The sequence below is a fragment of the Priestia sp. BR_2 genome (genome assembly GCF_041954005.1).
GTDB classification, from domain to species: Bacteria; Bacillota; Bacilli; order Paenibacillales; family Paenibacillaceae; genus Paenibacillus_AQ; species Paenibacillus_AQ lautus_A.
Map to the genome: position 1 here is coordinate 229,801 of NZ_JAVFHM010000139.1, position 17,047 is coordinate 246,847.

The window sequence follows — 17,047 nt, forward strand, 5'->3', positions numbered from 1 at the left end:
TGATCAGACTGTGGTTGCCTGCTCAAACGTAAATGCTTTCAGTTTGGCCTCCGTCTCAACATCAACGGCATGACCGTCGGCATCCATCGCGCACAGCAGCGCGCCGGAAACCGGATCGGATGTCAGCCTTACGCAGGATGCATGGGGTGCCCGGACCGCAACGATCCGTTCGATTGCATCCGTCAGGATCGAGCTGTTCGGCCTGTTCAGCACGCTGCCGATGTAAACGATGTCGAAGGCTTCGTCCGCCATGTCCAGCCGCCGGATCAGCGTGCATACCGCATTGGCCAGCTCCTCGCCTTCGTTCTCGAGGATCCAGGTTGCCACCTCGTCGCCCGCTTCAGCCGCCTGAAACAGTGTCTTCACCAGACTTGGCGGAACCTTCGTCCTGCCGTAGAGGACATCCTCGTACATCGGTTCGACGGACGTATATCCCATCTGCTCCAGAACGAGCGACGTCAACAAGGTTGCCGGTCCCCGCTCATCCCAGGCTCGAATAACCGCCCGGAAGGCCAGGGTTGCAAACCCTGATCCGCCTGCATATCCATCTCCGTACAAGAAACCGAAGCCGCCATACTGCAGCTCTTCCCCCGCACGGTTACGGGCGGCGCTGTTGAAGCCCGTACCGCAGATCAATGCGGCGCCATACGGACGGCTCGTTCCCGCCCTCATCCCGATGATGGTATCGCATGCGATAGCATGTCTCGGATATCCGAGCGCCCCGATCATCGGGCGCAGGATCTCGTAATCGGCTTCCCGATCGGCTCCGGCCAGGCCGAAATAGGCATAACTGATATCTTCCTTGGCAGCTCCAGCCTCTTGAAGCGCCCGGTTGCAGGCCTCCTCAATGTTACGGGCCGCATGCTCACGGTGAATTTGGTGATTGCCGTTGCCGGACGCTCCCTTGCCAAGGATATTCCCTTGTTCATCGCAGATGACGGCGTGTGTTTTGCTGCCGCCGGCATCCACACCCAGATACAAACTCATGGACTTCACTCCTACCCGCCTAACGGCGGCGTCATGTGGTGGTATATGTTTAAGATACCGCTTCCACAGGTTGCCATCTACTGTTATACGATCAAGGAGTGATACTATCTTACTGTTTCTTGGAACTCGTGGCGGAGGGGATCATGGGACTGCCTGCATAAGCGTGCTCCCGGATCTCGCTTGGCGAAGACCCGACATGCTGCTTGAACAGACGATTGAAATTGGACAGATTCCGGAACCCGCAGGTTTCCGCGATCTCGATAATCTTCTGGTCCGTCGTCTCCAGCAGGTGCACGGCATGGGTCAAGCGCAGCTGGATCAGATAATGATGCGGTGAGGTTCCGACCGCCTGCTGGAACAGGGCGCTGAACCGGGAAGGGCTCAGATGCGTTAAATCCGACAGCTCCTGCAGCGTCCAGCCGTAGTCCAGATGAAGCTCCATCGTGCGCAGGACTTCTTTTAACGCGTGCATCCCCCTGCCCTTGATCGGCCTGTGCTCCTGAGCCTGAGACGAAAGATGACGGTTCGCCAAGCTCAGGAAACGAATGAGATCCGAACGGATCAGGCTCATATAAGAGGTCCCCCGGGCTTCATACTCCTCCATCATGCGCCGAAGCAGCCGGGCCAGTTCATCGTGCACCGGAGAATGCCTGTCTACGTTTCCGAGCGAGCGGAAGGGAGCCATCAGGTCCGGATCGAACTTGAGATCGATGGACAGCAGGGAAGGCTCGAACATAATGACGTCCATGACCAGGTTCTCGGTCTCATACGCGCGGTGCAAATCATTGCTGTTGATGAATATGATATCCCCCTGCCGAAACGGGAGCTTCATCCCGTTGATCAGAATAAAACCGGTTCCGCCTTGAATATAGTTAAGCTCCAACGCATGATGCCAATGCAGGCGCTGGGCTCCGGCGAATATGCCGTGCGTGGTCGACGCGGTAAACGGAAAGGCAGCGTTCGAAAAATCTATGGCGTCCGGAACGACGCTTTGCGGACGATTCACTTCAATTGCACCTCCATGCCTCGTAAATCAACGTGTCAACGATGTACTCTCATCGTAACATGAGCGCCTCTCTTAAGAAAAACATGGAGCGACGTTTACGCTCAGATGATTAAACCGCAAGCTGCGGCGAGATAGAAGGTAAACCACGGAAACCTTATTCTTGCCCGTGAAAAAAAAAGGACCCGCCCCCAAGTATGCCTGGGGCGGATCCTTACAGGTGCATTAAGATAATGGAAGTTCAACCGTCCAGCCGAACGGATCCTCAACGGTTCCGAGCTGGATGCCCGTGATGGCATCATAAACGCGTTTGGAAAGCTCGCCGGTCGCTCCCTCGCCAATCACCAATTGCTCCTCCTGCCATTCCAGTGAACCGATCGGCGATATCACCGCTGCCGTGCCGGTGCCGAAAGCCTCGGTCAACAAGCCGCTGCGGTGAGCCTCCACGATTTCATCGATGGAAAGGGCCCGCTCCTCCACGGGGATGTTCCAATGCTGCAGCAGCTGGATGACGGAGTTCCGGGTAACCCCATCCAGGATGCTTCCGTTCAGCGCAGGCGTTATCACCTTATCGCCGATCTTGAAGAACACGTTCATGCTGCCGACTTCCTCGATATATTTGCGGTGCACGCCATCGAGCCACAGCACCTGCGAATATCCTTTTAGGGTGGCTTCATCCTGCGCCTTCAAACCTGCCGCATAGTTGCCGGCCGTCTTGGCATTGCCCACGCCCCCGGCAACGGCACGCACGTATTTCGGCTCCACGTAGATGCTGACCGGATTGATGCCTTCCGCATAATACGAACCGACTACCGACAGGATGATCATGAACTTGTATTGCAGCGACGGCGCTACGCCGAGCACGGGCTCGGTTGCGATGACAAACGGACGGATATAGAGCGATGTGCCCGGCTCGGAAGGAATCCAGTCGCGATCCACGAGCACGAGCTGCTTGAGCGCTTCCATCACAAGCCCTTCGTCCAATGTCGGAATGCTCAGGCGCTGGTTGGACAGGTTCAGCCGCTGAATATTTTTGTTCGGGCGGAACATGAGGATCCGCTGATCTTCCGTCAGGTAAGCCTTCAGGCCTTCGAATACGGTCTGGCCGTAGTGAAATACTTTGGCGGCAGGATCAAGCTCGATCGGCTGGTACGGGACGACGCGCGGGTCGTGCCAGCCTTTGCCGGCATCGTAGTCCAGAATAAACATATGATCCGTAAATACCGTGCCGAAAGCCTGTTTATGATGGCTCGGCTTCTCCTTCGGGGTGGTCGTTAATTCCACGGATATCGCGTAAGTCATGTGCACACATCTCCTTATTTTGCAAACGTTATTAGTTGAATCATATCAATCGATGCCCTATATTAAAAATATCTGATTTATAGGGATACCATACCTTTAAGGTATGGAGAGGAGGTATGAAAAATGGACATTCGGCAGCTGCGTTATTTCCTGACGATCGCCCAGGAAGGACAGATCACGCGTGCGGCTAAACAGCTTAACATGGAGCAGCCTCCATTAAGCCGTCAGCTAAAGCTGATGGAGGAAGAACTCGGCGTGCTGCTGTTTGAACGCAGCGGCAAGCAGCTTCAGCTCACCCACGCAGGCGAGCTGCTGCAGAGCAGGGCCGCCTCCCTGCTGAACCAGTTCAATGAAACGCTGACCGAGGTGAAAGAGATCCACGCGGGAGTCCGCGGCATGCTCTCCATCGGTGCCGTCGTCTCCTGCATTTCGCTCCTGCCTCAGCGCATCCATATCTTCCGGCAGCAATATCCCGAGGTCACCTTCAAGATTCGGGAAGGCGACCACTCCCTGCTGGCCGATCAGCTCGACAAGCGTAATATCGAGCTCGCAGTGACCCGGCTTCCGTTCGAATCCAGCTTCGGGCCCGAGCGTTATGCCGTTCAGCCCCTGCCCTCCGACCCGTTCGTCGCGGTCATTCCAAGCAGCTGGGAGAGCATTGCCTCCCATTCGGAAATCTCGATGCGCGAGCTGGCGGAATATCCGTTCCTGTCCTTAAAAACCGATCAGACGATCGGGATGCATGAGCGGGTCATTCAAGAATTCAAACGTGGCGAGCTTGAGCCGCGCGTCATATGCGAATGCTCCAGCGTTGCCATTATCGTCGCTTTGGTAGCCGAAGGCATTGGCGCCACCATTTTGCCCGAGTCGGTCATGTCCTCCTTCGCGATTCCTAACATCCGGACGCTGTCCATTACAAGCGCTGATTTCCAATCGGACGTGGGCATTGTTTGGCTCAGGGATCATGTCCTGTCCAATCGGGCCCGGCATTTTTTAGCTACCTTTATAGAATAACACTTGTTGAGGCCCCTCGTCTTCCCCAGCTTTGTCCAAGCCTTGCCGCATCGGGTCTTCGTTATCCATTGTGGACAAACTTGAGGTCGCTAATCGTCCCGCATCGGGTAAACCCGATATGTTGATACAGCCGGTTGGAGTCCGGGTTGGCCTGGTCGGCGTACAGCATGGGAACCAATCCTTCCTGCAGCAGGATAGATCCAAGGTCTGCAACCAATGCGCTGGCATACCCTTTTTTTCGTTCCTCCTTGGGCGTGTACACCGCGTTGATGCGGCCGTGCCTTGGCGACCGGTGCGCAATGTTGGCCATCGACACCGTGTGGCCGCCGGCCATCCATACATATAACCCGCCCTGCTGAATGAGTCGTTGGGCGGTCTCGACCTGGCTTGCCGCATTCGCTCGGACCCCATAAGCATCCTCCGAGAATCCGACCAGAAACCGGGCCACCTGCTGCGTATCTTCCTTAGCGGCCCGTCTGATCCTCCCCTCGACGCCTAAAGGGCTCTTGACGGCGGGGGCATGGTAAGACTCCATCGTCATCTGATGACGGTAGGCCCCATGGCGCTCCTCTGCGTAGCAGCTGGAGAACTGCTCGGCCACGCCCGGTTCTCCCGTTACGCCCGGCAGGGCTGCTTCCCCCAGCTCGCTGACCAATTCTCGAAGCAGAAGCTGCCGCCGATCCATGGCAACGTCCCGGGATATCCATAACCAGGCGTTCCCGCGGGGCGACTGCGCATAGATCATGCGTCCGTCCGGCGATTTCAGGCCTATGCGCTGCGGCGACCCCGCAATGAGATGGATCAGGTTGTACGATACCTCATCACGAATAAATTCTTCCCGGCACAGCGCCTCGTCCTGTGGCATCAGCTTCGTTAACATGATTCATCCCTCTCTCTTCCCATGATCTTTCCCTGCCGACCCAAGTGGTGGACCGATCGGCACGGCCCCGCCGCTTTTTGGCGTCTCCGGCATCCCAGAGAACACAAAAAAGCCCCGTCCCCTGTAGGGACGGAGCCTTGTCTCCGCGTTACCACCCTGATTCGTGCCGGCTAGCCGGGCACGCACTCTTGTCATCATCCATCAATGATGCCCCATGGTAACGGCTGGGTAAACCCGGATACGCCTCAACATAAATCGGCGGATCTGCTCCGAGGTGATGGCCAATTCATCGCCGCTGACTGCTTCGCACCGCCCAGCAGTTCTCTGATTCAGCATCCTTTGCGATCTTGGCGTCCTCATCCAAGCATTTTCCGAAAAATTTAACTCAGTTTATCCCGGCATCATCCGGCTGTCAAGCCCTATTCCAACTAGGATGCTTAAGTCCCCGTCTTATTTGTTATTAAAACGGAAGACCAGCATATCCCCCTTCTCCGGATGGACGCCATCATGCTCCGTATACCGTCCGCCCGTGTACGTGTTTAACGTTTTGCGCCAAAAAATCTGGGTGCTCATATTGCGCTCGGTCGGATTCGTCTGAAGCTCCCATGCGCCTTGGAACTGATCGAACACAAGCTCAGCCGCTCGTTGGGCTACACCTTGTCTTCGAAAAGTCCGAAGCACAAAAAAATCATTCAAGTAGTACTGGATATTCGGCGATGGAATGTAGGGCGTGGTCGCCACCAGGGCCAACCCTGCCGCAATGCCATCTACGGATATCAGATAAGGAAAAAGAACCGACGGCTGCTCCCACCACACATCGAGCTGCTTGCTCTGCTCGCTTAAGGTCGGCACATCCTCTTTTTCAAATACACCGAACCGGTTAGGACGGACCCCCCATATCTCAGCAATGTCATGCAAGTACAGCGGATATATGTTATGCAGAATAAATGACTGTTCCTTCGGGCATAAACGTACCTCAATATTCACGGTCAATCCCTCCTTAATGAATGATGTATGTAAGTTTAGTATGTCTAGGATAACATATTTACTCTTCCAAGAGGTTTACAGGTATGTAAATTGCGTTACGAAATGGAGTAAAATACGTTAAACCTACTCCTTATTTCACCACGATTTCATTATATGTCCTACGGCTCATCCAAAATTATGTTGAATTCTGTTATTTATATCATGCAAAGAGCCAACCGAATGTATGCGTCGGTTGGCTCCTTAATTTCTGCGGAATCAGGGTGGATCGGATCGGGCACCTCGCCCATCCCCGTCCTGTTAATTCGAACCAGCTTGCTCCGTCAAGCCAAGCGCATTCCGCGCCATCGTCATATATTCTTCCTGACCCGTAAGGAGCGCGAACTGGGCGATCAGCACGGGATAAGCCGCATGCTGCTCGACAATATGGTCGAACATGCGCGGCCATACCTTTCCTCCCGCTTGTTCATACCGATCCAACAGGACACGAAGATTAGGCTCGCCGTATATGGCGTAATACAGCACGAAATCTTTGGCGGGACTGGCTACCTCCGACTCCGTCCAATCCAGCAGCCCGGTAACCCGCACGCGCTCATCAATCAGGATATGCGGCGGATGAAGATCTCCGTGGATCAGCGCGGAATGCGTTGGCCAGTAAGAATCGTCTCCCAGCCACTTCTGCCACCTCTCCCAGAGCGTTTCGGAAACGCCTAGGCGGTCCTTGATGTCGTCCATGTTTCGGGCAGTCTCCTCGCGAACTTCTTGGGGGCTTTTTACCCGCAGGCCTGCGGCTCGGGCTGCATCGTGGTCGATTCCGTGCAGGGCGACCAGTGCCTCAGCCAGGGAGTGAACGAACGGCTCACCCGGATTCTCGGCATCCATATTAAATGCATATCCTTCCATGCTGACGGAAGCGGCAGGCTGCCCGCCGAGCAACGGGTAGGCGATGAGCTCCGGCGTATATATGCGCCAATCCGGCACGTCGACCGGCAGATGGGACTGGATCAGCTTCAGGACCCGCGCCTCATTATCGGCCCTGTCCAGCACATCCGTTCTTCTCGGCTTCCGCAGGATCCACCTTGCCCCGGTCTTGGCCTCCTCCGCAAATCCAACGAGAAAGTCCATCCCGGATTCATTCATCTCAATGCCTTCGGGATTCAAATCCACCCCGTGCTTACCGGCTATCTCCAGCATCTCTTGGATCACTTGCGTATAATCGTCATTGGGCTTAGCTATTGTCATAAGGAATCCATCCCTTCCATATTTCATTGATATCGTAATAGGCCGTTATCACAACAAAAAAGCACAGGCAACGAGCTGCCTGTGCTGGGTAACCGAAACGGGACCTTACCGTCCACCGTTCCTGGAAATGCCTACTCGAATACACGTTCAAATACGGGAGGGTGAAGACACCTCTTATCCCGCACATGAAAAAACATGCATTCCTATAGACATATCATAAAAATGGGTTACGTAAAAATGACGGACCCATCCCGATTACCCTGCAACTGTGCAGGTCTCTTTAGCGCTATTTCATTAGCCGCGAAAAGATCTCAATCGGGAATAATCCAACATACGTAACCCTCCGTTCATCCTAAGTTGTGTATAACTTTACCAAAACCACGAAATCTTTGCAAGACCTTCTTGAGCAGTTTGCTGCCTTCATCAGGCGACGCATAACACGCAAGTTCACACGGGATGAGCAATGAAGCCCTCAATGACGCTTTTCTAACCGCATCATCATGCCTCTTAGGCTTCTTCCTGCAAATGCTCCCTGCAAAAAGCCGTGAGTTCTTCCTCTTCCTCGGGCTCCATATCAAAATCCAAATACTGATCCGTTGTGCGCTCATAGAAATCGTATTTGACGATACGCGAAGCATCCTCATCATCCAGGTAGATCACTCGCAGGTAGACGCCATGCTCCGAATAGAGCTCGTCATCCTCCGGTACGTCCAAATCGCATACAAACTCAAAGCGTTTGCCGGTCAGGATTCCAAACGGGTCCTTCACCTGTTCGACGCTGTATTCTTTGATCGTTAACATATTCCCACCCTTTCTATCACTCTGCTTATTATACACAAGAGAGCGCCTATCCCTACACTCTTTCTAATTGCTCAAAGGCTGCCTCTGCCGGAAAATCAGGGCCGTTCCCCAATTTACGATTCTATCAGGGCATACCTTTAACGAGCCGCACCGAACTCACTTACGGTAAAAAAGAAGACCACCCAAGAAGAGCACGTATTAGGAAGACAAAATGACCCTCGCAGGGGTCATTTTGCTGATTCGGGTTATAAAAATATCCCTGAAGCCGATCACTTGCCGTCCTCTTGACCGGTCCGTTCCTTCCCCTTCGCGGTTGCGGCGAACGATCGGGTCATCGTCTTGATCAGCTCCGCTTTGCGGTAACGCAAGGCGGACCAATCCTCGTCGATGGCGATCTGCCGAACGGGCTCATAGCCTTCGTCGGCAAGGATGCCCGTAACGCTCTCCCGGCTGCAATCGGAGTTCTTATACGTCTTGGACGTTTTCTTGGGGTAACACAGCCAGAGCAGGCCGTTATCCGCCACGGAGCCGGCTGCAATCTCGGCCAGCCGCCGTAATTCTTCATTGCTTGTCCCAAAGGCCTGCACGAAGTCGTAAGGTGCTTGCACAGGCTCCGTATGAACATCTCCCTGCAGGGAACTGATGACCTCTTGATAGGCCTGCGGTGCGTTAAGCATCAGAACCGGCTGGCCGAGGTCCTTGTACTGCAGCTTTTTGATGATTGGATGAATCTCCGGCATTTCTGCTCATTCCTCTCGCGATGGATTCGTATAGGCCACCTACCTGCCCCAATTTAAGAAGAGCATACCCATACGAATGGATACGCCCTTACTTCTCGGCAACCCATGGTGCGTTGGTAATGCCTCCAAGAGATGCCCGTTGTCTGCTTGTTACTGAGCCTTCTTGATCTGCTTGCTGCGCAGCTGTCCGCAGGCTGCGTCGATATCCGTGCCATGCTCCAGCCGCACGCTGCAGCTGATGCCCTGTTTCTTTAAGGTATCGTAAAATGCGGTGATCGATTCCTTGGTGCTGCGCTGGTACTGGCTGTGCTCATCCACCGGGTTGTACGGAATGAGGTTCACGTTCGCCAGATTGCGGCGCTCGCCCACGAGCTCGGCCAGCTCGAGCGCATGCTCCCGCTGATCGTTCACATCCTTCAGCAGAATGTACTCCAGCGTGATGCGGCGATTCGTTTTTTCCAAATAGTAATCAATCGCTGCCATCAGTTTCTCAATCGGAATCGCTTTGTTGATCTTCATGATGCGGGTCCGGATCTCGTCGTTCGGCGCATGCAGGGAAATGGCGAGGTTCACGCCCAGATCGCTGTCCGCGAACTCGACGATTTTGTTAGCCAGCCCGCTGGTCGATACCGTAATATGACGCGGGCCAATCGCAAGCCCTTTATGATCCTTGATCACGCGGATGAAATCCGACATGTTCTCATAATTGTCAAAAGGCTCCCCGATCCCCATTACGACGAGATGGCTGACCCGTTCGCTGCTGCCTCTCCGATCCAAGTGAAGCTGAACCTGCATGACCTGCTCCACGATTTCCGCTGCGGACAAATCCCGGCTCTTCTTCAGCAACCCGCTGGCACAGAAGCTGCAGCCGATATTGCACCCGACCTGTGTGGTCACGCACACCGACAATCCGAATTTATGCCGCATCAATACGGTCTCGATCAGGTTGCCGTCCACCAGCTTGAACAGAAACTTAACCGTGCCGTCCAGGGACTCCTGCTTGGTATGCTCCTCCAAGGTCAGGATCGTATAATGTTCCTCGAGCAGCTGCAGACATTCCGGATGCACATCCGTCATATCGGAAAAAGACGTTACCCGCTTCCGATACAGCCATTCCCACACCTGCGTTGCCCGAAATTTCTTATGTCCACGCTCGCCTAGCCAAGCCGTCAACTGATCTAATGTTAATCCATAAATGGATGGTTTGTTCATTGATTGGTCCTCTTTCTATTCATAGTCCACTCCTTATTGTCCCAAAATTCCGAGGGGAACACAAGGGGAGTTATAGGCAATTCACGCTTCTTTGACACAAAACGGGATTGACATATCCAGGAAATCCCTTTATCTTATTATTGACTGACTGAATCAATCATAATTTAGGGAGACGGAAAGAACTACAACTTCTCGTTTATTCTTAGGGAGCTCACTCCCAGTCAGTCCGTCACCTTCGTCCAAGTCAGAAAACCAGATGGTATTTTTTTCGTTTAATATTGACTGATTAAATCAATCTACATTGGAGGTAATCAAATGAATTCCAAAGGAAAAGCGCTGATTCTTGGTGGAGGCATAGCCGGACTATTCGCCGCCAACGTGTTATCGAGGCATTATGAGGAGGTGGTCATCGCCGATCGGGATGAATTTCCCGCAGGTCCGGAGAATCGAGCCGGTACGCCGCAGGCTTATCATCCCCACCGTTTTCTTGAACGCGGTAAAATGATCGTTGAACGATGGTTCCCCGGCATAACCGAGGAACTGCTTCAGCAGGGTGCTCACCCCCGAGCGCAAAAGTCCGTTAAAATGACCAACCGTTTCGGCACGCTGGAACTGCCCGATGAGCCTAATGCGGGATGCAGCCGATCCCTGCTGGAGTGGACCCTTCGCAGCAGAGTGGCTACACTGCCAAACGTTACTCTCTTACCGAAACTGACGGCGCAACAATTGCTGTTTGACGCCGGCAAGAAGGCCGTTACCGGCGTTGTGTTCCGGGACAGGAACGTCAAGGAGCCGGCGCTCCTTCATATGAATGCGGATATCGTCGTGGATGCAAGCGGTCGCGGGTCCAAGCTGGCTGATTGGCTGCAGGACCTCGGTTACGCGATACCGGAGGCTGAACGGCTGCACATCTCTCTCGGCTACAGCACGCGGCATTATAAGGTGCCTGAGGAAATCCATGCGGTGTGGAGCACCATCGTGAACGAAGGAGACCCCGCCCTCGGCATCGGCACGGCCGTCTTCAATCCGATCGAGAATCAGCTTGCGGAGATCGTGCTGTATCGAGCGGGAGGGGCATCTTATCCGACAACCGAAAGCGATCTGTACAATCAGGAAGCCGAGGATCTATTCGGACCCGCCATCGGAAACTTGCTTGAGCAGTTGGAGCCTGTTTCGAGTCCGCGAGGCTACCGGATCGAAGAGTGCGTGAGACAGCATTTCGAGGAGATGGAGGACTGGCCCTCCGGTCTTCTAGTGCTTGGCGATGCCTTCTGCAGCTTCGATCCGATATTCGGCCAAGGCATGACGGTGGCGGCTATCCAGGCAGACACGCTGGACCGCTGCTTGCAGTCTAAGCAGGAAGGAGTCCTGCTTGAACAGGGATTCGAGCGTTCGGCACTTCAGGAGATTCAATCCGCCATAGAACCTGCATGGTGGCTTAGTGCAGCGGCCGATTTAAGATGGGCAGGCGTGAAATACGAAGGCAGACTGTCCGCCCAAGGATTTTCTTTTGCCCAGAGGCTGTTCGACATATGCCAGGAACTGGCTTACAGCCATCACGACATGGCCGTATTTGAGCAGTACATGATGGTCACCGGCCTGCTCGCTTCGCCTAATGATCTGTTTAATGCTAAAAGCATCACCGCCATCGTGAATGCGGATCGTTCCGGACAGGGCAACGCTTGGCTCCATCAAGCGCTGGAAGAGGCCGGCGTGCCGCTGGAAGAGCTATTGGAACAGATCATCCCCGCTTTCAATACGGAATTCCTGCCCTTAACCATGGGATTGCCCGAATAATCCAAATGCGTTATTGTGGATATCAGCAAGAGAATACCATGGTGAGGGATTGACAAGAAATGGCCCCGTTGAATGAAGAACAACTGCATCAAATACGCGACGAACGAAAAGAACAAATCATGCGAGCAGCCATCAAAGTATTCTCAAAAAGAGGTATTTTCGGAACCAAAATGAGCATGATCGCCGGCGAAGCCGGGGTCAGTCACGGCCTGCTTTATCATTACTTCAAATCCAAAGACGAGTTGTTCATTACGCTCGTACAATGGTCAATGGATGAGGCACGGCACGCGCTCTCCGACATCTATGACGTGCCCGGTACCCCTCTTGAGAAAATTACATTGCTGACCTCCATCATTCTTCAAGAGGACGATAATTCGCACTTCATGCTGATTCAGCAAGCACGCACCTCGGATGGCGTGCCGGAAGAGGCCAAACGGATTATCGAGAGCTATTCCATCCATGCCTTCGTGGATCAGCTCATGCCGCTGTTCGAAGCCGGACAGCAGGCAGGAGAGATCGCGGCTGGCGATCTGAGAGAACTGGCGGCCTGTTATTTATCCGTGCTGTCGGGATTAATGACGCTGAAGTCCCAGGAGGATCCGAGCTATGCGCCTCCTAGAGCGGAGCTGCTGCTGCGCATGCTTACGAACGGACAGGGAAAATAACGCAAACAAACACACCTCTTATGAACATGGCGGTTATGAACCCGGCCATTTCATGAGAGGTGTGTTTGTTACTGCCGTGCGTGTCGTGTATCAGTCAGACGCCCCGGGTTCATGCTTCTCCTGCTCCCGGATCTGCGAGCCGTCGCTCAGCGTGATCCAGGTGTCGAACTGCCGCTGTCCTTCATGCAGGCAAATGACCCTTGCCCCCCGGAGCATGCCTTCGCGGCCATATGTGCCATACCCGGTCGCTCTGCCGTAGCAGAGGCGGATGCCGTGCAGTTCGCCCCAATAATCATTGATGTGATCATGTCCTGCGAACGTGCCCATCACATCCCCTTGCTCGAGCATCGCCGCGAACAGCCCGGTATTCACCTCCGGGCAACACACCCTCTCAAACTTGCTGCCATAACACGTCTTCCGCTCCCACACCTCGCGATACTCCGGCAGCGGGATATGGAAAAAAGCCAATGACGGCAGCGGGTTCCCCTGATGCTTGGCGCTGTATGCCCGGGACGCCATTTCATACCACCGGATCTGGTCGCGCCGGATCCAATCGTACCCCGGAACGGCAGAGTGTTCGGACTCTCTCCCTGAGTCGAAGAAGTACAAAACGGCCGCCGTCTCTTCCCCGTTGCTGCCGTATAAAGGCAGCGTATAATTCCCTACGCCATGAATATCCGGCGAGCCGTGCTCTGCGCAATTATAAGCGTGCTGCATGGCGACATCCATCAGCTCTTCGCGCGTGACCTCGCCCTCCGTATCGTGGTTCCCGAATACGAAGGCCCAGCGGATTCCGCGGGACTCCACCGCAGAAACGGCATCCTTGAAGGCCTGCGCCGGATCCTGGCACTTTCTATAACCGGTGTCGGCTTCGCCGGAATAAATAAGATCGCCCGTAAACACCACCAGATCGGGCTGCTCCAGGTCGAGCACCGTCTCCATGCAGCGCCGGCTCATCAGATCCTCCGGCTCCCCATTCTTCCAATGAATATCTGTAAACTGCACGATCTTGAAGGTATGATCGTCTCCGAATCGAAGAATCGGCTTCATCGCACATTGCCTCCTTTTACTTGGACATGTGGTTTTCATGTTGGTTGTTGTGGTTTTATGTGTATATTAGAGGAGAAAACGCCCCGAAGTCAATGATTTTTGTTGACATTGTCAATTATCCATCCTAATATAAGATCGAATCCACAACTTCGGTCATCATCAGTCATATATCACATGGAGGCGAATGCATTTATGTCCGTAACCTATGAGGAGCGCAGAGGGAAGATTTTGAATCAATTGGAGCTTGAAGGCAAGGTGAAGGTCCACGCCTTGGCAGAGCAGCTGGAGGTATCCGCCGAAACGATCCGGAGGGATTTGGACCGGTTAGAAAAAGAAGGCCAACTGCGCAAGGTTTACGGCGGCGCCGTCAAATCGCGTTCCGGGCATATCGAGCCGTCCTTCACCAGCCGTTCTCAGACATGCGCGGAAGAAAAAGCCGCGATCGGCAAACTCGCCGCTTCCCTTGTCAAGGATGGCGAAACCGTTCTTCTCGATAACGGGACGACCACGATTGAGGTCATGCGCTATCTTAAAGACCGGCCTGATGTCACGGTCATCACCCATTCGCTGCCTATATTGAATCTCGCGATGGAGATGTTTCAGGGGAGGATTATTTTTATCGGCGGAGATATGGACCGGACCAAGCAAGCGTCAACCGGACCTCTTACCGAAATGCTGCTGGAGCAGTTCAAGGTGAATAAAGCGTTTATCTCGGTTGGCGGGATCTCGTTAACCGATGGCATTACCGATTATGATCTGGACGAAGCTTATATCTCGCGAAAAATGCTTGCGCGTGCGGAGGAAGGCATCGTTCTCGCGGACCATACGAAGCTTGGGGTAACCACGTTCTCGAAGCTCGCCAAGCTGGATGATATCTCCATGGTCATCACGGATCAAGGATGTTCACGGGAATGGATGGATAATCTGTCCGCCCGCGGCATCGAAGTGCTCATAGGACAATAGTCGATGGAGCTGCTGTCACTGCTGCTGGTGTTGTCTTCCGGACTGACCCATGCCCTTTGGAATCTGTTTACGAAGCGAAGCATTCATAAATCGGTATTTTTGTGGTGCATCCACTCCGTCACGTTAGTCTTTCTGATGCCTTATTTTATCGTGGAGATGTCGGGGCTGCGGCTGGAACTGCCCGTTTACGGTCTTATGCTGCTGTCCATGACCATTCAAGGCTGCTATATCACGCTGCTCTCCAAAGCCTATACCCATGGCGACATGTCTCAAGTGTATCCGTTCATGCGGGGGCTTGGCGCCATGTTGACTTCGCTGTGCAGCCTCGTGTTGTTTCATGAACAATTAAGCACGGCAGGCTATATGGGGCTGAGTCTTATCATTTTTGCGCTGTTTGCTTTATCGGGTTTGAGGCTCAGGGGCCAATCCAGCGTAAACCCCAAAGCTTTGCTGTATGCTTGTCTGGTCGGGCTTTGCATTTCCGGATATACCCTGACCGACAAAGCCATTCTGGATGCAGGGGTCTCCCCCGTCTCGCTGATCCAGTTATCCAACATCAGTTACTTCGTCGCCCTGGTCGTTCCCGTGGCGCTGTCCAGGCAGCTGAAACGGGAATGGTCGGTGAACTGGCGCACGATTCTGCTGGGCTCTATCCTGGCACCGGGTTCGTACTTGCTGTTCCTGTTTGCCATGCGGCTCACCCCGCTTGCGCACATTGCCCCGGTCCGTGAAATCAGCACGGTGTTCGGCACCGTTCTGGGCATCATCGTGCTGCGCGAACAGCAAGGCTGGCGGCGAATCGTCATGTCAGCGCTTATCACGATAGGCATCATCACGATTGCCCTATGGGGGTAGGAATCGGCTGCATGAATTCACGAAGATCAAAATGTTCATACCGAGGAGGATCTATCGATGGCTAACCGTGTCGTTATTCTTGGAATTGATGGAGCAGGCGGGTTCATTCAAAACGCGGATGCTCCGCATATTCACGCTCTGCTGAAGGCAGGAGCATACTCTTACGATGCTCAGACCGTATATCCGAGCATCAGTGCCGAATGTTGGGGCTCGCTTTTATACGGCGTAAAACCGGATCGACATGGTCTTGATAATGACCGGGCGATCCATGGCAGGATTCCGGAGGACTTCCCCTATGCCTCGCTGTTCAAGCTGGCTCGCCGGCAATGGCCGGATGCCCCCTTGTCTGCATTCAGCTGCTGGGAACCGATCAACACGGGAATCATTGAGAATACGATTAACGTTCATATGGAATCCAAACCGGACCCCGAGCTGGCGGAGGCCATCGTCGATTATATTCATCAACAGCCCGATTTCAAGCTGATGTTCATTCAGCTGGATCACCCCGACGGCGCCGGCCACAAGCACGGATTCGGTACGGATCAGCAGCTGGAGCAAATTGCCGTAACCGATCAGTACGTAGGCATGATAGTCAAAGCACTCGATGATCAGCGGCTGCTGGAAGACACCTGGATCCTTACGGTCACGGATCACGGCGGAGGAGGCGCACATCCTAACGATCACGGAAGTGATCACCCCATGGATATGACCATTACTTGGGGAATTATGGGCCCAGGCGTAAAGCCCGGCCTTATCGAAGCACCGATTGACATCATGGACACGACCGTCGTCATCGGTCAAGTCCTGGGACTGCCCGCTCAGCCTTGCTGGGAGGGAAAAGTGCCCCAAGGCATACTCTAAGTCCAAATAAAAAGCCGGCGTTTACGCGCCGGCTTCTTCTGTACAAAGTGCTTCTTCCGTTGTCTTGATGTCCGCAAACCATCTTAGCGTTGCATTCACGTGATCGATGATCTGCTGCGCCGTTAACGCCGAATTGTTCCAGGTGCTGTGGGCATCGGACACCAGCGTGACATCATAGCCCAAACTGGATGCTCTCCGGCAGGTGGTATCCACGCATAATTCGCTTTGCATGCCCGCAAGGATTACATGCTCGATGCCCTGCCTCTTCAATTCCTCCTCAAGCGTCGTATGGTAGAAGGAATCCGGTCTTGTCTTCTGAATGACGGTATCCGACATCGCAGGCGTGATCTCAGGATTAATCTTCCACGCCTCCGAACCTGCCTTCAACCCTTCGTCATTATGCTGGATGTAAATAACAGGAATGCCGCCGCTTCTGGCTTTTGCGATCAGCTGCTTGAGATTGTGGAGCAATCGATCTCCTTCGTACACCGGATCATTTACTTGAAACATCTCATTCTGCACATCAATGACCAACAGCGCGCTCTTCTTCAACTATAACAACCTCCCGTACATATCATAATCATCCCTTTCCATTATAGAACGTTTGTTCCCGACTTGTATATCAAAATTTGTGTCTCATTCTTAAAGGAGGGAGTACCCTTCCACGCAAAAAAAGGAATCCGCTCTTAAA

18 protein-coding genes are annotated in these 17,047 nt (G+C 53.7%); 6 read left to right on the forward strand and 12 right to left on the reverse strand.

Annotated features, from left to right (window positions below):
• Positions 1 to 3: 3 nt before the first annotated feature.
• The 3 genes from RB298_RS06175 to RB298_RS06185 all read right to left on the reverse strand — a co-directional run bounded on the left by RB298_RS06175 (position 4) and on the right by RB298_RS06185 (position 3,292).
• Entirely contained in the window at positions 4 to 987 is a 984-nt protein-coding gene (locus tag RB298_RS06175) for an N-acetylglucosamine kinase (RefSeq protein WP_096775723.1), read from the reverse strand.
• A 109-nt stretch (positions 988 to 1,096) separates the two neighbouring features.
• Positions 1,097 to 1,993, reverse strand: a complete 897-nt coding sequence (locus tag RB298_RS06180) for an AraC family transcriptional regulator (protein ID WP_486046354.1) — start codon at positions 1,991 to 1,993, stop codon at positions 1,097 to 1,099.
• A 222-nt stretch (positions 1,994 to 2,215) separates the two neighbouring features.
• Complete coding sequence (locus tag RB298_RS06185; RefSeq protein WP_015737922.1) at positions 2,216 to 3,292, reverse strand: branched-chain amino acid aminotransferase; 1,077 nt, start codon at positions 3,290 to 3,292, stop codon at positions 2,216 to 2,218.
• Between the two features lie 123 nt (positions 3,293 to 3,415).
• On the opposite strand from RB298_RS06185, the gene RB298_RS06190 reads away from it, so the two are divergent.
• Positions 3,416 to 4,306, forward strand: a complete 891-nt coding sequence (locus RB298_RS06190) for a LysR family transcriptional regulator (protein ID WP_096775721.1) — start codon at positions 3,416 to 3,418, stop codon at positions 4,304 to 4,306.
• A gap of 61 nt (positions 4,307 to 4,367) precedes the next feature.
• Here the strand turns inward: RB298_RS06190 and RB298_RS06195 are convergent, their stop codons facing one another.
• The 7 genes from RB298_RS06195 to rlmN all read right to left on the reverse strand — a co-directional run bounded on the left by RB298_RS06195 (position 4,368) and on the right by rlmN (position 10,165).
• Positions 4,368 to 5,186 carry a GNAT family N-acetyltransferase gene (locus tag RB298_RS06195; RefSeq protein ID WP_096775720.1) on the reverse strand — a complete coding sequence of 273 codons (819 nt, stop codon included), beginning with the start codon at positions 5,184 to 5,186 and terminating at the stop codon, positions 4,368 to 4,370.
• A gap of 3 nt (positions 5,187 to 5,189) precedes the next feature.
• Positions 5,190 to 5,384, reverse strand: coding sequence for a hypothetical protein (locus RB298_RS06200; protein WP_486046357.1), 195 nt, complete (start codon positions 5,382 to 5,384; stop codon positions 5,190 to 5,192).
• A gap of 252 nt (positions 5,385 to 5,636) precedes the next feature.
• Positions 5,637 to 6,173 carry a GNAT family N-acetyltransferase gene (locus RB298_RS06205; RefSeq protein WP_015737925.1) on the reverse strand — a complete coding sequence of 179 codons (537 nt, stop codon included), beginning with the start codon at positions 6,171 to 6,173 and terminating at the stop codon, positions 5,637 to 5,639.
• 297 nt (positions 6,174 to 6,470) lie between these two features.
• Positions 6,471 to 7,412 (reverse strand): macrolide 2'-phosphotransferase MphI, encoded by a 942-nt coding sequence (mphI, locus tag RB298_RS06210; RefSeq protein ID WP_096775719.1) that lies wholly within the window; start codon positions 7,410 to 7,412, stop codon positions 6,471 to 6,473.
• 507 nt (positions 7,413 to 7,919) lie between these two features.
• Positions 7,920 to 8,213 carry a DUF6509 family protein gene (locus tag RB298_RS06215; RefSeq protein WP_192570286.1) on the reverse strand — a complete coding sequence of 98 codons (294 nt, stop codon included), beginning with the start codon at positions 8,211 to 8,213 and terminating at the stop codon, positions 7,920 to 7,922.
• Positions 8,214 to 8,482: 269 nt separating this feature from the next.
• Positions 8,483 to 8,953, reverse strand: coding sequence for a hypothetical protein (locus RB298_RS06220; protein WP_015737927.1), 471 nt, complete (start codon positions 8,951 to 8,953; stop codon positions 8,483 to 8,485).
• A gap of 150 nt (positions 8,954 to 9,103) precedes the next feature.
• Positions 9,104 to 10,165, reverse strand: coding sequence for a dual-specificity RNA methyltransferase RlmN (rlmN, locus tag RB298_RS06225; protein ID WP_015737928.1), 1,062 nt, complete (start codon positions 10,163 to 10,165; stop codon positions 9,104 to 9,106).
• Positions 10,166 to 10,480: 315 nt separating this feature from the next.
• Here rlmN and RB298_RS06230 point away from each other — a divergent pair, with 315 nt between their 5' ends.
• Positions 10,481 to 11,962, forward strand: a complete 1,482-nt coding sequence (locus RB298_RS06230) for an NAD(P)/FAD-dependent oxidoreductase (protein ID WP_486046361.1) — start codon at positions 10,481 to 10,483, stop codon at positions 11,960 to 11,962.
• A gap of 59 nt (positions 11,963 to 12,021) precedes the next feature.
• On the forward strand, positions 12,022 to 12,627 hold the full coding sequence (locus tag RB298_RS06235; protein ID WP_192570283.1) for a TetR/AcrR family transcriptional regulator: 606 nt from the start codon (positions 12,022 to 12,024) through the stop codon (positions 12,625 to 12,627).
• 90 nt (positions 12,628 to 12,717) lie between these two features.
• On the opposite strand, the gene RB298_RS06240 is transcribed toward RB298_RS06235, so the two are convergent.
• The gene (locus RB298_RS06240) at positions 12,718 to 13,677 is read right to left on the reverse strand and encodes a metallophosphoesterase family protein (RefSeq protein ID WP_486046363.1); all 960 of its coding nucleotides are present in this window, start codon (positions 13,675 to 13,677) and stop codon (positions 12,718 to 12,720) included.
• A 192-nt stretch (positions 13,678 to 13,869) separates the two neighbouring features.
• Between RB298_RS06240 and RB298_RS06245 the strand changes: the two genes are divergently transcribed.
• From RB298_RS06245 to RB298_RS06255, 3 genes are read left to right on the forward strand one after another with little or no spacing between them, the layout of a single operon-like run.
• Positions 13,870 to 14,640 carry a DeoR/GlpR family DNA-binding transcription regulator gene (locus tag RB298_RS06245; protein ID WP_015737932.1) on the forward strand — a complete coding sequence of 257 codons (771 nt, stop codon included), beginning with the start codon at positions 13,870 to 13,872 and terminating at the stop codon, positions 14,638 to 14,640.
• 3 nt (positions 14,641 to 14,643) lie between these two features.
• A complete protein-coding gene (locus RB298_RS06250) occupies positions 14,644 to 15,495 on the forward strand; it encodes an SMR family transporter (RefSeq protein ID WP_486046365.1) in 852 nt (283 codons plus the stop codon).
• 57 nt (positions 15,496 to 15,552) lie between these two features.
• Positions 15,553 to 16,356 (forward strand): alkaline phosphatase family protein, encoded by an 804-nt coding sequence (locus RB298_RS06255; protein ID WP_486046367.1) that lies wholly within the window; start codon positions 15,553 to 15,555, stop codon positions 16,354 to 16,356.
• A 21-nt stretch (positions 16,357 to 16,377) separates the two neighbouring features.
• Here RB298_RS06255 and RB298_RS06260 read toward each other — a convergent pair whose 3' ends face one another.
• Positions 16,378 to 16,908 carry a cysteine hydrolase family protein gene (locus tag RB298_RS06260; RefSeq protein WP_096775711.1) on the reverse strand — a complete coding sequence of 177 codons (531 nt, stop codon included), beginning with the start codon at positions 16,906 to 16,908 and terminating at the stop codon, positions 16,378 to 16,380.
• Between the last annotated feature and the right edge of the window lie 139 nt (positions 16,909 to 17,047).